Below are 14,281 nucleotides of genomic sequence, written 5' to 3'. Positions count from 1 at the left end.
AAATTTGGAGTCCGTCATGAGTGCTTTTCACGACCTTACATTGAAAACTTTGGATGGCCAGGAGTTACCTCTGGCGCCCTTCAAAGGGCACGTCGTGCTGGTGGTCAACGTCGCCTCCAAATGTGGCTTGACCCCACAATACGCGGCGCTGGAAAACCTCTACCAGCAATACAAGGACAAGGGTTTCAGTGTGCTGGGCCTGCCGTGCAACCAGTTTGCCGGGCAGGAACCGGGCACAGAGAAAGAGATCCAGGAGTTTTGCAGCCTCAACTATGGCGTGACCTTTCCGTTGTCCAGCAAGCTGGAGGTCAACGGTCATGAGCGTCATCAGCTGTACCGTCTGCTGGCGGGCGAGGGGGCGGAATTCCCGGGCGACATCACCTGGAACTTCGAAAAATTCCTGCTGGGCAAGGACGGTCGTGTATTGGCGCGGTTCTCGCCTCGTACGGCGCCGGATGATCCGGCTGTGATTCAGGCGATTGAAAAAGCTCTGAGTTAAAAGCGAAGATCAAGATCAAAAGATCGCAGCCTTCGGCAGCTCCTACAGGTGTTCACATTCCTCTGTAGGAGCTGCCGAAGGCTGTGATCTTTTCGTTTCTAATCCTTAATCACTTAAATCAATAGTGCTGTTCAAGGCTGGTTGCTCTCCATATTATCGCCGTCATAAAGCCTATGTCCCGTGGAGCGTCCCGTGCCCGTCAAAGCCCTGTTCAAACCTTTTCAACTCGGCGCTCTCGAACTGCCGACCCGTGTCGTCATGGCGCCGATGACCCGCTCGTTTTCGCCGGGCGGTGTGCCCAACTCCAAAGTGATCGAATACTACCGTCGCCGTGCCGCCGCCGGGGTTGGCCTGATCATCACCGAAGGCACCACCGTCGGTCACAAGGCGTCCAACGGCTACCCGAATGTGCCGCATTTCTACGGTGAAGCCGCGTTGGCTGGCTGGAAAAAAGTCGTCGACGCGGTGCATGCCGAAGGCGGCAAGATCGTTCCGCAACTGTGGCATGTGGGCAGGGTGCGGCGCATCGGCACCGAGCCGGATGCCAGCGTGCCGGGTTACGGCCCGTCGGATAAATTGAAGGACGGTCAGGTGGTGGTTCACGGCATGACCCGCCAGGACATCCAGGACGTGATCGCCGCGTTCGCCCAAGCGGCCAAAGACGCCCAGAGCATCGGCATGGACGGCGTGGAAATCCACGGTGCTCACGGTTATCTGGTGGATCAGTTCTTTTGGGAAGGCAGCAACCAGCGTACCGACGAATACGGTGGCAGCCTGGCTAACCGCTCGCGCTTCGCCATCGAACTGATTGAGGCGGTGCGTGCAGCGGTCGGCGAGGGTTTCCCGATCATCTTCCGTTTCTCCCAGTGGAAGCAGCAGGACTACACCGCCCGCCTGGTGCAGACGCCAGAGGCGTTGGGCGAGTTCCTCAAGCCGTTGTCCGACGCCGGCGTGGATATTTTCCACTGCTCGACGCGGCGTTTCTGGGAGCCGGAGTTCGACGGTTCCGAACTGAACCTGGCGGGCTGGACCCGCAAGCTCACCGGCAAACCGACCATCACCGTGGGCAGCGTTGGCCTGGACGGCGAATTCCTGCAGTTCATGGTCAACACCGACAAGATCGCACAACCGGCCAGCCTGGAAAAACTGCTGGAGCGTTTGAACAACGATGAGTTCGACCTGGTGGCAGTGGGCCGTGCGTTGCTGGTGGACCCGGACTGGGCGCAGAAAGTGCGGGACGGACGTGAGGAAGACATCCTGCCGTTTAGCCGTGAAGCGTTGATGACGTTGGTTTAAGTAGCGTCTGGAAGGGCCCCATCGCGGGCAAGCCCGCTCCCACAGTGTTCTGCGTCACACACAAATCCTGTGGGAGCGGGCTCGCCCGCGATGATGGCCTCAAGGTCAGCAAAGATTCAGGGTAATGTCTGAGCATTAGGAACCACCTGCTCCCCAACGCAAGCCCCGCGCAACTGCCCCTCGAACTGCTCGATAATCGCCGCCCACCCCTGACGACTCGCATGCTGGCGCGCATTAAGGCGCACGCAACGCAAGGTTTCGCGCTCCTCCAGCAGCCAACGCGCCGCATCGCAGAACGCCTCTTCATCCCCGGGCATGGCCAGTACGCCGTTGTAGCCATGGCGAATATGCTGGGCTGCTGCCGCCTGATCGTACGCCACTACCCCCAGCCCCGAGGCCAATGCCTCAAGCACTACATTGCCAAAGGTTTCGGTCAGGCTCGGAAACAGAAACACATCCCCCGACGCATAGTGAGTGGCCAGATCTTCGCCGCGTTGTGAGCCGCAAAAAATCGCCTCGGGCAATTCCTTTTCCAGCGTCGCTCGTAGCGGACCGTCACCGACCACAATCAATTTCATGTTCCGCTGTGGATAAGTAGTTTTCAACGTGTCGAAACTGCGCTTGAGCAGGCCAAGATTCTTCTCCTGGGCCAGGCGTCCTACGTGGATGAAGGCAATATCATCCTCGGCCAGCCCCCATTGCTCGCGCAGCGGTTTCAGCCGTTTGGCCGGATGAAACAACTGGCTGTCGACGCCTCGAGAGAGCAATTCCAGGCGCTCGAAACTGCGACGCTCCAGCTCCAGTCGCTGGCTGGCGCTGGGCACCAGGGTCAGGGTCGAGCGATTGTGAAACCAGCGCAGGTAGTGGGTCAGCAAGCGCGTCAGCAGTCCCAGGCCGTACTGTCTGGAGTACTGCTGGAAGTTGGTATGAAAGCCACTGACCACCGAAATCCCCAAACGCCGTGCGGCGCGCAACGCGGACAACCCCAGCGGTCCTTCGGTGGCGATGTACAACACATCCGGGCGATGGCGCTTCCAGCGCCGCAGCAGCTTGTGCATCGACGACTGACCCCATTGCAGGCCGGGATAACCCGGCAGCGGCCAGCCCCGACACAGCAGCAACTCATCATTGTTGCCTATGAGCGGGTCGCAATCCTGACGTGGCCGCACCAACTCGACCTGATGCCCGCGTGCGCGCAAACCATCGAACAAGCGACCCAGGGTATTGGCCACGCCGTTGATTTCCGGTGGGAAGGTTTCGGTGATCAGAGTGATATGCAGAGCTGTCGTCATGACCTCAGTGTCGGCTGAGGCCATGTCGTCATTGTGACGGTTGAGTGATGCATTTGTGACGCGATCAGCGGCGCTCTGCCACCAGATTTTCCGCGCCATGCTCACGCACCCAGAACAGCGTTGCCCCAGCCACGGCCGCCGGAATCATAATGACTTTGCAGTTTCTTTTGATGCATGGGGCTAGCAGGAATACAAGAGGATTTAGGGTGTCATTTAGATGACGTCAAAATGTATTGCGCTTGAATTGAATAAGTGATCCTATTGAGCTATCACTGTTTTTATAAACAGTATCTATCGACCGTGAAGCTCAGTGAGGTGCTAATGCAAGAAATTGTGGAATTGATCAAAGATGCAACGATGCAGGCGTGGATTTGGGGGCCATTGATGGGCGTGGTCTTTGGAGCTTTGTTTGCCGGGGTTACAAATCCTCCGACTGTAAATCAGCCTGTCACGGTGCTTCAGACGACACAGAATTTCATAACCACCAATGTGGTCGTGAAACAGCAAAATGGCGGGGGCAATAGCGACAGCGGCGGAGCTGTGGTCATTTTGATCGCATTAGCACTAGGAGTGATCTTCCTGGTCTGGCAATACGCCATCCATTTCGAGCTTATCCATCATTACCTTTGGGTACTGTTGTCGTCTGTGCTGTCTTTCAGCCTTGCAGCAGCCCTGATGTCGCTGGCTAAAGGTCAATTCACATCCAGCAGTTGGAGCGTGTACATCGCTGCTCCCATGGCCATTCTTGCCGGTTGTGGTGTTCTGCTGAACCTAGCAAAAGCTTCCTTTGACCCGAAGTTCACTCAACTAGCTTCTCAGCTCAAATTCACCGACTTTTACATGAAGAGCCTGTCGGATTATGAGCGGTCCCTAGTGATCTGCCAGATGGCAGGCATGACTCTGATTCTTTTTGTACTAGTTTGTACCGGTATTGCGCTGCTTCACTACTTGGCGCTGATGAACCAGCGTGGCTATGGTCCCCTGAGAGGTTTCTGGATCTTTCTGACCAGAATCACTATGTTTTTTTCGGGAAGGTCATGGTTTTTTCTTCTCGTAGGTTTCCTCGCGCTGAGCTATTTGCTGATTGAGCCGGGCTCGATCCCTACTTGGATGACTCAACAGTAGCTCCGTTAGCGAAGGTAGCTTCTTGCGCTGGGCGCAGGTATGAGGTGTCTACGATGGTTCATACCTTTCGTGAGATTGCTGTGGGAGACGTGAGCTTCATCGAGGTTCTAGCGTGTTGTATGAAGCCCCGCAGGTACATGCGGTTGGTGTCATTTCATCGCCTGATCGCGTGCTGCATAGCTTCCCGTTCGGAGCATTTGGTAATGAATGAATCCCCTGTGACTGGTAAGATTCGTGGACACGCTGACCCCTTCTGACCGAAGCCTTCGTATGGCGAAGGTGAGGTCAAAGGGCACCAAGCCGGAAATGGTGGTGCGTCGGTTACTTTTTTCGATGGGATACCGCTATCGGCTTCACGACCGTGGCCTTCCAGGTAGTCCGGACATCATCTTCAAGGGCAAGAAAAAAGTCATTTTTGTTCACGGATGCTTTTGGCACCGACATGATGGCTGTCCACTCGCAAGATTACCTAAGTCTCGGTTGGACTTCTGGATTCCAAAATTGGAAGGCAACAGAGACCGCGATACACGCACGCTGCATCAGCTAAAGTCACTGGGATGGGAAGTTCTTGTGATTTGGGAATGCGAGCTTAAAGATTTGAATTCACTAGAGAAAATGCTGAATGGCTTTCTTGGTCGGGGGAACACGCAATGAAATCCGTTGAGCTATTCGCGGGTGCGGGCGGCCTTGCTATGGGGTGTGAAATAGCTGGATTTTCACATCTGGCTGTCGTCGAGTGGGATAAGTGGGCTTGCGATACCGTTCGCGAAAACCAGAAGCGTGGCTACCCCCTGGTGCAGCACTGGAAACTACACGAAGGTGATGTACGTGGTTTCGACTGGAGCAGTGTTCCAGAAGGCATTGAGTTGCTCGCTGGTGGTCCTCCGTGCCAACCATTCTCCATTGGCGGTAAACATGGGGCGTACGATGACAGTCGTGACATGTTCCCCGCGACTGTTGAAATCATCCGCACATTGAAGCCAAAAGCGTTCATCGTAGAAAACGTAAAGGGGCTGACACGGGCTGCTTTCGCAAATTATTACCAGTACATTTTGCTCCAACTTGAGTTCCCAGAATTACCACGTCGAAAGGACGAGGGCTGGCATGATCATTTGATGCGTCTGCAAGCCGAGCGAACCTCGGGTAAGCGCAAAGGTAAAGGTCATACCTACAACGTGGTACCAACCCTTGTGAACGCTGCTGATTATGGCGTGCCACAGAAACGGGAGCGGGTCTTCATCGTTGGTTTTAGGGATGACCTCGGAGTTGAATGGTCCTTCCCGGAAGAAACTCACAGTTACGATGCCTTGCTGCACTCACAGTGGGTTACCGGTGAATACTGGGCTCGGCATGGTCTCAAAATGCCAGAAGTTCCTACCAAACTTTTGTCACGTGTCCGTAAGCTGAAGAACGATCTGTTTCCCATGGATAAAGCGCCATGGCGAACGGTTCGTGATGCTATTGCCGATCTTCCTGATCCTGAAACCAAGGCAGCACTGAAAGTGCCTAACCATACGTTTCAGGGCGGTGCTCGCTCATACCCCGGTCACACGGGCAGCCCGTTGGATTTACCAGCCAAAACTCTGAAAGCTGGTGACCATGGCGTACCGGGCGGCGAAAACATGCTAGTCAAGGCAAATGGCGATGTGCGTTATTTCACTGTTCGTGAAAGCGCTCGCATTCAAACCTTCCCTGACGGTTTCCGCTTCCATGGAAGTTGGTCCGAAACGATGCGACAGCTTGGTAATGCGGTTCCGGTATTACTGGGGCAGCACGTGGCTTCGAGTGTCGCGGAAAAATTGGCAATTGCTGAAATCATCCGCATTCAGAAAACCGTCAAGAAGGTGGTAAACGTCGCATGACGGGCAAAGTCATTCCATTCAATCCGTTGGACAAGAAAAATCTAGGTGCCAGCGTTGCCGAAGCGTTGCTGTCCAAGGAGGTTCACCCACTCAGCGTATTACCTGCGTTTGATGGGGCTGGGGTGTACGCGATTTACTACACCGGTGACTTTCCTGCATATGCGCGTTTAGCGTCATTGAATCAAAGTGGGCAGTTCATGCTGCCGATTTATGTAGGCAAGGCTGTTCCTGCCGGTGCCCGAATGGGCGGCGATTTAGGTTCATCACCGGGAAAGGTTCTTCAAAAACGGTTGAAGGAACATGCTGACAGCATTCGTGCGGCTGAGAACCTGAATATCGATGATTTCCATTGCCGTTTTTTGGTCGTGGACGACATTTGGATTCCGTTGGGTGAATCACTAATTATCGCGAGATTTACCCCAGTGTGGAATTCGCTAATTGATGGCTTCGGCAACCACAACCCTGGAAAGGGGCGCCATGCTGGGATGCGTCCACGCTGGGACGTGTTACATCCAGGGCGATCATGGGCAATGAATCTTGCTGAGCGGCCTGAGAAAGCGAAGGACATTGCAGACGACGCTGCGACTTACCTTCGTGAGCGAGCCCCAAGCCTTTCTACTCAATTCATCAAAGCGGAAGGTGAATAGCTGCTTATACAGACAGCTAATATCTTTGCCATCGCTCAATCACTAAGTCACCTAATTTTAAAACCAGTGCAATCTGCCATGTATTCATGGCGGGTTGCCTCGTGGTGGTCTATAGATATCTAAACGCAATCGAATACGGTGGAGAGAGCTGCTTAGTCATAAGCTAGCTCGAGCGATGGGATCATGACTCAATGCGGATAAATGAGAGTGGTGAGAAGTTTGAATTGTATATACTTTCGTTATGGTTTTTATTTCTTCTTATTATAATTGTTACCGTTGATATTCCATTTTGTTATGGCGGCGACTGCAGGTTTATCGGCTTTTCATCTTTGCTTAAGCGAAATATCATTTCTGTAATTGCGTTTGTGTTTTTACTTTTCGGTACGGTGTATTATTTTCGTTTTGATTATCGTATCACGGGAAGTAAAAGCATTGCGGCAAGAGTGGTTAAAATCGAAGATGTGAATTATGAGCATCTTACGTTTCTAACAACCTACATCATTCCTTTAATTTGTTTTAATTTGACCAGTGTAAGGTACTTGCTTGCTCTGGGTGTGTTGCTGTTTATTATTGGTGTAATATACATTAAAACTGATAAGTTTTACGCTAATCCGACTTTGGCGGTCCTTGGTTTTAGGGTGTATAAAGTAAATTTGCAGACGCGCGTGGGGTTGATAGAGGGCATAGTAGTTATTTCAAAAGAACGCTTGGCTATGGGGGACCAAATAAGTCGCTTAGGCCTGGATGATAAAGTCTTTTTCGTAAGGAAAGCGTAATGATTATAGATGAATTGAAAGCGCAGATATCGGCGGTTATCGCCGATGGGTGTGGGGCTGAAATCTATTTTCTTTTAGAATCCGGCAATGGCATGCAGATAAAAAAGGCAGATGTTGATGAGGTTCCGCAGGCTGAATTAACTAATATGTTTGTTGAAGCTATAACGAACAAAATTCTTTTGAATGATGATCTTTCCCTGATTGAGCTTTCGAGCGCCGACGATCGCAGGGAAACGGTTTATCACTATGACCTGCCTGACGTCCCTGATGAGCTACAACACCTGAGAAGTATCATTGCGGCTGATGACTTTGACGAGTTTTCTTTTACTGAGGATAGGCTTAATAATCTTGAGGGGATATTGATTTTGCTGGGTAATGCAGAGCACCAGATGGCATTGTATAAGTATCAATACCCTGTTGCGTTGTTGCGTAAAGATACAGGCTTCAATTTGATGCGTGCTCGGGGTAGCAATAGATTCAAAAAGCTCGATGAAGATGTGTTGAAGATTAATGCGAAGTTTGAATTTTTTAAGATAGGTGGTCAGTATTATATTCTTGACTTGAAGGCGCTGGAACGTTTTTTTGGGTTTCATGATGCTATCAAGAATATAGCTGCCCAAGGCATTGAAAATATCAGGCAAGCCGACTTGGTTGAAAATGTGCAGGTGTTTTCTGATCGGCTGGATGATATTTCGTTTTCGAGAAAGTTGGTAAGGGCGGCAAGCGCGTCGCCGGTTCTAAATTTGATACCCAATGCAGAAGTTATCAGTTTTGCGAGTACGCACCCCGCATTACGTGGGCGATTCAAATTCACAGCTGATGGCGAACGGTTCAGTTTGCGTACGAAGAAGTCTCAAGGGTTATTTTTAAAGCTATTGAATGACGATTTTCTTCAGTCGGAACTTACTAAAAAATATTATGATAGTTTGGCAAAAGATGCAATTGAAGCGGTCGTGGCAGAAGCCGTTGCCGAGGCGATATGAGTTTGTCAACGACTTGACCCTGCTTGTTAGCAGGGTCGGTTTATAATGTCTTCTGTGGTTTATAAACTAAGATGAGATCGGTCGTCGCTTGATTGGCAATACTCCTTATGCTCTGAGTCTGTAGATCGTGACAAAAGTATCGGAGGTATAACTATGCATCGCTAATATTTAATGATTGTTCTCGGACCTGAGATAAAGAATGGTTGCACGTAGTGAGTCTTCAATTGCCCGCATGCAAGTGGGGCAAAAACTCTCAGGGCCATAACCAGGGTGAGGTGGCTCACATTCACGCACTATTTGATTCGGTAAGTAAACCCTGTCCCCCGTTATCGCTAGCATCACCGAATATTTTCCAAGCTTTCCGCATGAATAGCATTTTTCGACTAAGTTGGTCATGGATATAGTTTTCCTCAATGACTGCTGATGCTGTAGGACAACGGAAGCGTCCAGTGTATGCGTGTACGTACAATAGCTCAGTTACCTTCAGTTGATGGACTCAGCGCTCCGTACCAGATTTTCCGCGCCACGCTCACGCACCCAGAATAGCGTCGCCCCCGCCACGGCCGCCGGCATCATCAGAATATTGACCACCGGAATCAGCAGCACCAGATAAACACTCCCGCCGAAACTCATGCTCTGCCAGCGCTTCTGCCGCAGCCAGGCGAGCATTTCGTTCCAGCCCAGCTTATGGTTATCCGCCGGGTAGTCGATGTACTGGATCGCCATCATCCATACCCCGAACAGCAGCCACAGCGGCGCGGCGATGATGTTGACCACCGGGATGAACGACAGGATGAACAGCCCGATGGCTCTTGGCAGGAAGTAGCCGAGTTTGCGCATTTCCCGGGCCAGGGTGCGGGGGATCATGGCGATCAGTTCGCCCCAGCTGAAGGTCGGGAAGTCGTCGGTGCCGCGCACCACCACTTCGACTTTCTCCGCGAGGAAGCCATTGAACGGCGCGGCGATGACGTTGGCGAGCATGGTGAAGGTGAAGAACACCATCAGCACCACCAGCACGACGAACAGTGGCCAGAGGATGTAACTGAGAAAACTCAGCCAGTCGGGCAGGGACGGCATCAGCGTATCGACCCACAGGCTGAACTGATGGCCGGCCAGATAGATCAATCCGACGAACAGCACCAGGTTGATCGCCAGCGGTAACAACACGAACAAGCGCAGGCTTGGGCTCAGGACCAGCTTGAGGCCCTCGCGCAAATATTGCGGGCCAGACAGAACAGGGGCGGGCATAACGTGCTCCGAGCAAGAGGAAAACGCGCCGACCTTACCGGCTTTGCCTGACGGGCGAAAGCGCGGTAGCGGCATCGACATTAACTGTAACAAAGGCGTCTATAAATTCACTGCAACGGAATAGAGACCGCCTATGAGCTGGATTGTTAAACCGTATTTCCTTAATCTTCGCCCCCTCGATACGCTGCACCCATTCTTTTTACAGGACTGTCGAGCTCAAGCCTTCCCCAAGTGCTTTCAACGGTCCTTTTTTATTCCCGCCGGCAATCCGGCGTTCCGCGCCCAGTGTTTCGGGCCGGTCAACAGGAGCAGGTCATGTCTGAAGTTCGTCATTCGCGAGTGATTATTCTCGGTTCCGGCCCTGCCGGTTACAGCGCCGCGGTCTATGCCGCCCGTGCCAACCTCAAGCCACTGCTGATCACCGGCATGCAGGCGGGCGGTCAACTGACCACCACCACCGAAGTCGACAACTGGCCGGGCGACGTCCATGGCCTGACCGGCCCGGCGCTGATGGAACGCATGAAAGAGCACGCCGAGCGCTTTGAAACCGAGATCGTGTTCGATCACATCAATGCCGTGGACTTCGCCGCCAAGCCATATACCTTGATTGGCGACAGCGCGACTTACACCTGCGACGCTCTGATCATCGCCACTGGCGCCAGTGCCCGTTACCTGGGCCTGCCGTCGGAAGAAACGTTCATGGGCAAAGGCGTTTCGGCCTGCGCGACCTGCGACGGTTTCTTCTATCGCAACAAGCCAGTGGCTGTGGTGGGTGGTGGTAACACTGCTGTGGAAGAAGCCCTGTATCTGGCCAACATCGCCAGCACCGTAACCTTGATCCACCGTCGCGAAACCTTCCGTGCCGAGAAGATCCTGATCGACAAGCTCAATGCCAGGGTTGCCGAAGGCAAGATCATCCTGAAGCTGAACGCGACCCTGGACGAAGTGCTGGGCGACAACATGGGCGTGACCGGTGCTCGCCTGAAGAACAACGACGGCAGCTTCGACGAGCTGAAAGTCGACGGCGTGTTCATCGCCATCGGCCACACCCCGAACACTTCGTTGTTCGAAGGTCAGCTGACGTTGAAAGACGGCTACCTGGTTGTGAAGGGTGGCCGTGATGGCAACGCCACCGCCACCAGTGTCGAAGGTATCTTTGCCGCCGGTGACGTGGCTGACCACGTTTACCGTCAGGCCATTACCTCGGCCGGTGCCGGTTGCATGGCGGCACTGGATGCCGAGCGCTACCTCGATGATCTGCAGAACGCTTGATTCTGATTCTGTAGAAAGCAAAAAACCGGCTTCGGCCGGTTTTTTTGTGCCTTCAGAAAAGTGCAGTAAACCTGTGGGAGCGGGCTTGCCCGCGATGGCGGTGGGTCAGGCGACATTAATGTTGAATGATAAATCGCTATCGCGGGCAAGCTCGCTCCCACAGGATGTGCGTCGACTTCAACGCTCAGGCCAATTTCTTCAGGCACGCCTCGAGGATATCCAGCCCCTCCTCCAGCACGGCGGCCTCGGTGGTCAGTGGCGCCAGCAGACGAATGATGTGGCGCGACTTGCCGCTGGGCATCAGCAGCAAGCCCGAATCTCGCGCCAGTGCCAGTAGCTGCGTCAGTTGTGCCGAGGCAGGTGTGCCGTCGGCATTGATCAGCTCGATGCCGCGCATTGCACCGACGCCGGTCAAGCGACCCAGATACGGTGACAGTTCGCGGGCTCGCCAGGATTCATGACGGCTGACAATCGCTTCTTCCTGTTGCGTGCCCCAGGCGTGCAGGTGTGCATCACTCATTTCGTCCAGTGTCGCCAACGCGGCGGCGCAGGCGATGGGGTTACCCGAATAGGTGCCGCCCAATCCGCCCTTGGGCAAGTTATCGAGCAGCGACTTGCGCCCGACAACCGCACCCAACGGCACGCCGCCGGCAATGCTTTTACCCAGCAGGATCAGGTCCGGCTCAATGCCCAATCGCGAGAACGCAAACCGCTGGCCGGTACGGCCGAAGCCGGACTGGATTTCATCGGCGATCAGCAGGATGCCTTTGTCATCACAGAAACGTCGCAGCGCCTGGGCAAACTCCACGTCCATCGCCAGGAAGCCCGCTTCGCCCTGCACCGGTTCGAGGATAAAACAGGCCACGTCATCAACGTCGATTTCGACGCTGAACAGACGGTCCATGGCTTTCAGGGCCTCGGCACAGGTCACGCCGTTGTCTTTGCTGGGGAATGGCAGATGAAACACCGGCCCCGGCAGCACACCGACTTTCTGTTTGTAGGGCGCGACTTTGCCGTTGAGGTTCAGAGTGGCGAGCGTGCGACCGTGGAAGGCACCATCGAAGGCGATGACTGCGGTGCGACCGGTGGCGCCACGGACGATCTTCAGGGCGTTTTCCGCCGCTTCCGCACCGCTGTTGGTGAGCATGCCGCTGACCGGATAGTCCACCGGAATAAACGCAGTGAGGCGATCCATCAGTTCGATGTAGGGCACATGCGGGGCGGCGTTGAACGCGTAGTGGGTCAGGCGGGTGGCCTGTTCGCGAATGGCCTCGACGATGCGCGGATGGCAATGGCCGAGGTTCAGCACGCCGATCCCACCGACAAAATCGATGTAGCGTTTGCCGTCGGTGTCCCAGACCTCGGCATTTTTGCCGTGGCTGAGCGTGACGGGATGAACGATGTTGATCGACCGACTGATGTTTTCGCTGCTCATGGATACCGGACTCAGAAGAAGGGATGCTTCTTTTTATCTAAGCCGCGAGCAGTGGTATCCGGCAAACGAAATAAAGTTGCCGGGTCAATCTTAAAAGTCGGGATGTGGTGTTGGGATTGAAAAATCAAAGATCAAAAGATCGCAGGCTTCTGTAGGAGCTGCCGCAGGCTGCGATCTTTTGATTTTGATCTTCGCTAATCAGCGGCGAGTCAGCGGCTGCTGCGCGAATTTCACACCCGCCAACCCATGGGCAATCAGCGCGCGGATATTGCCGTGGTCGCTGCCTTCAGGTGTGGCCACCACCGAACGGTAATGCTCGCCGAACGCCAACAGTGCTTCTTCATTGCTCAGACCTTCCAGCAATGCCAGGCCCAAGGTCTTGCACGAACCTTCGTTCTGCCCTGCCGCGTTTTCCACGCCGCCGTTATTGAACGACTGAGGCTGATAGTCGTAACCGGCGGCAATGAACGCCAGGGTGTCGGCGAAAGCATGTTCGCCGCTCTTGAGGCTGGCGCGCAGGGTGTTCAGATCACTCATTGGGTTTTCCTTTGAGGAACGCCGCTTGTTGGTCGGCGCTGGCCTCTTTCTGGTATTGGGCTTTCCACTCGGCGTACGGCATGCCGTAAACCACTTCGCGGGCTTCGTCGAGGCTGACGTCGATCTGGCGTTCGTCGGCGGCGGCCTTGTACCACTTGGACAGGCAGTTGCGGCAGAAACCCGAGAGGTTCATCAGGTCGATGTTCTGCACGTCCTTGCGGCTGTCCAGGTGGGCAACCAGTCGGCGAAAGGCGGCGGCTTCGAGTTCCAGGCGTTGTTGATCGTTCATGATGGGCTCTGTGCAATCAAATCGTGGCGCGGATGATAAAAGCCTGGCGAGCGATGCGCCAGACGCTGTCAGCGGCTTGCGGCCAGGGTAATTGACACCGACTCGGCGAAGCGCAGGGCGTGGGGCTTGTCGACTTCGACTTCGGCGTACAGCACCGACTCATTGGCCATGATCAGGTCCAGTAACTCCTGGGTCAGGCGCTCGAGCAAGGCAAAGCGATTGCCCTCCACGTGGGCGATGATCGCCTTGGTGATGGTGCGGTAATTCAACGCGTGATCGATATCGTTGTCACGCACTGCCTCCTGGGCGGCATACAGGATGGTCAGGTTGATCAGCACATCCTGCTTGTTGAGGATTTCGTCCTCGTTGATCCCGATGAAAGTTCGCAAACACAGGTTTTTGACCCGGATGCGTGCCATTCCTGGTTGAAGTTGTGGCATTGCTACTTGCTCCGTCCAATCAATTGCAGGAACTCCTGACGGGTGTTGCTCGACTCGCGGAAGGCACCGAGCATCACCGAGGTGTTCATGGTCGAATTCTGTTTCTCGACGCCGCGCATCATCATGCACATGTGCTGGGCTTCGATGACCACCGCGACACCGGCGGCGTCGGTCACTTGCTGCACGGCGTCGGCGATTTGTCGGGTGAGGTTTTCCTGGATTTGCAGGCGGCGGGCGAACATATCCACAAGCCGCGCAATCTTCGACAGGCCCAGCACTTTGCCCGTTGGAATATATGCCACATGCGCCTTGCCGATGAAGGGCAACATGTGATGTTCACACAGTGAGTACAACTCGATGTTGTCGACAATGATCATTTCATCGTTGTCGGAGGCGAACAGCGCGCCGTTGACGATCTCTTCGACACTCTGTTCGTAACCATGACACAGGTACTGCATGGCTTTCGCGGCGCGCACCGGCGTATCGAGCAGGCCTTCGCGGTCGGGGTTTTCACCGAGGCCGACGAGGATCTCGCGATAGCTCTGGGACAGCGTGTTCCGGGGCAGGGATAACGTCATGG

The 14,281-nt window shown here is 54.3% G+C and carries 16 protein-coding genes and 1 pseudogene; 9 read left to right on the top strand and 8 right to left on the bottom strand.

Annotation, left to right across the window (positions count from 1 at the left end; translation table 11 throughout):
- Positions 1-16: 16 nt before the first annotated feature.
- Both QMK51_RS23885 and QMK51_RS23880 read left to right on the top strand, forming a co-directional pair.
- Complete coding sequence (locus QMK51_RS23885) at positions 17-499, top strand: glutathione peroxidase (protein WP_258697521.1); 483 nt, start codon at positions 17-19, stop codon at positions 497-499.
- A gap of 192 nt (positions 500-691) precedes the next feature.
- The gene (locus QMK51_RS23880; protein ID WP_320392216.1) at positions 692-1,795 is read left to right on the top strand and encodes an NADH:flavin oxidoreductase; all 1,104 of its coding nucleotides are present in this window, start codon (positions 692-694) and stop codon (positions 1,793-1,795) included.
- Between the two features lie 116 nt (positions 1,796-1,911).
- On the opposite strand, the gene QMK51_RS23875 is transcribed toward QMK51_RS23880, so the two are convergent.
- Together QMK51_RS23875 and QMK51_RS23870 are read right to left on the bottom strand one after the other, a co-directional pair.
- Positions 1,912-3,111, bottom strand: coding sequence for a glycosyltransferase family 1 protein (locus tag QMK51_RS23875; protein WP_320394559.1), 1,200 nt, complete (start codon positions 3,109-3,111; stop codon positions 1,912-1,914).
- Between the two features lie 40 nt (positions 3,112-3,151).
- Positions 3,152-3,235, bottom strand: a pseudogene (locus tag QMK51_RS23870) (sulfate transporter CysZ); the annotation flags it as partial.
- Positions 3,236-3,408: 173 nt separating this feature from the next.
- Here QMK51_RS23870 and QMK51_RS23865 point away from each other — a divergent pair.
- The 6 genes from QMK51_RS23865 to kwaB all read left to right on the top strand — a co-directional run bounded on the left by QMK51_RS23865 (position 3,409) and on the right by kwaB (position 8,480).
- Positions 3,409-4,212, top strand: a complete 804-nt coding sequence (locus QMK51_RS23865) for a hypothetical protein (RefSeq protein WP_320392215.1) — start codon at positions 3,409-3,411, stop codon at positions 4,210-4,212.
- Positions 4,213-4,446: 234 nt separating this feature from the next.
- Positions 4,447-4,866 (top strand): very short patch repair endonuclease, encoded by a 420-nt coding sequence (locus tag QMK51_RS23860; RefSeq protein WP_320392214.1) that lies wholly within the window; start codon positions 4,447-4,449, stop codon positions 4,864-4,866.
- On the top strand, positions 4,863-6,074 hold the full coding sequence (locus QMK51_RS23855; RefSeq protein WP_320392213.1) for a DNA cytosine methyltransferase: 1,212 nt from the start codon (positions 4,863-4,865) through the stop codon (positions 6,072-6,074). The genes QMK51_RS23860 and QMK51_RS23855 overlap by 4 nt, the downstream gene beginning before the upstream one ends.
- Positions 6,071-6,721 carry an Eco29kI family restriction endonuclease gene (locus QMK51_RS23850; protein WP_320392212.1) on the top strand — a complete coding sequence of 217 codons (651 nt, stop codon included), beginning with the start codon at positions 6,071-6,073 and terminating at the stop codon, positions 6,719-6,721. The genes QMK51_RS23855 and QMK51_RS23850 overlap by 4 nt, the downstream gene beginning before the upstream one ends.
- Positions 6,722-6,945: 224 nt before the next feature.
- Positions 6,946-7,497, top strand: a complete 552-nt coding sequence (kwaA, locus tag QMK51_RS23845; protein WP_320392211.1) for an anti-phage protein KwaA — start codon at positions 6,946-6,948, stop codon at positions 7,495-7,497.
- Entirely contained in the window at positions 7,497-8,480 is a 984-nt protein-coding gene (gene kwaB / locus QMK51_RS23840) for an anti-phage protein KwaB (RefSeq protein WP_320392210.1), read from the top strand. The genes kwaA and kwaB overlap by 1 nt, the downstream gene beginning before the upstream one ends.
- Positions 8,481-8,963: 483 nt before the next feature.
- On the opposite strand, the gene cysZ is transcribed toward kwaB, so the two are convergent.
- Entirely contained in the window at positions 8,964-9,728 is a 765-nt protein-coding gene (gene cysZ, locus QMK51_RS23835; RefSeq protein ID WP_320392209.1) for a sulfate transporter CysZ, read from the bottom strand.
- A gap of 315 nt (positions 9,729-10,043) precedes the next feature.
- On the opposite strand from cysZ, the gene trxB reads away from it, so the two are divergent.
- A complete protein-coding gene (gene trxB, locus QMK51_RS23830) occupies positions 10,044-11,000 on the top strand; it encodes a thioredoxin-disulfide reductase (RefSeq protein ID WP_320392208.1) in 957 nt (318 codons plus the stop codon).
- A 184-nt stretch (positions 11,001-11,184) separates the two neighbouring features.
- On the opposite strand, the gene QMK51_RS23825 is transcribed toward trxB, so the two are convergent.
- From QMK51_RS23825 to folE, 5 genes are all read right to left on the bottom strand, one after another.
- A complete protein-coding gene (locus QMK51_RS23825; protein ID WP_320392207.1) occupies positions 11,185-12,435 on the bottom strand; it encodes an aspartate aminotransferase family protein in 1,251 nt (416 codons plus the stop codon).
- Between the two features lie 198 nt (positions 12,436-12,633).
- A complete protein-coding gene (locus tag QMK51_RS23820; protein ID WP_258697515.1) occupies positions 12,634-12,972 on the bottom strand; it encodes a HopJ type III effector protein in 339 nt (112 codons plus the stop codon).
- Positions 12,965-13,261, bottom strand: coding sequence for a DUF1244 domain-containing protein (locus tag QMK51_RS23815; protein WP_320392206.1), 297 nt, complete (start codon positions 13,259-13,261; stop codon positions 12,965-12,967). Before QMK51_RS23815 ends, QMK51_RS23820 begins: the two co-directional genes overlap by 8 nt.
- Positions 13,262-13,329: 68 nt before the next feature.
- On the bottom strand, positions 13,330-13,701 hold the full coding sequence (gene folX / locus QMK51_RS23810; RefSeq protein ID WP_258697514.1) for a dihydroneopterin triphosphate 2'-epimerase: 372 nt from the start codon (positions 13,699-13,701) through the stop codon (positions 13,330-13,332).
- Between the two features lie 2 nt (positions 13,702-13,703).
- Complete coding sequence (folE, locus tag QMK51_RS23805) at positions 13,704-14,279, bottom strand: GTP cyclohydrolase I FolE (RefSeq protein ID WP_258697513.1); 576 nt, start codon at positions 14,277-14,279, stop codon at positions 13,704-13,706.
- Positions 14,280-14,281: the final 2 nt, after the last annotated feature.

The organism is Pseudomonas sp. P9_31 (assembly GCF_034008235.1).
Lineage (GTDB): Bacteria > Pseudomonadota > Gammaproteobacteria > Pseudomonadales > Pseudomonadaceae > Aquipseudomonas.
The sequence above is the reverse complement of the archived record's forward strand: the minus strand, read 5'-3'. Positions and strand labels throughout refer to the sequence as shown.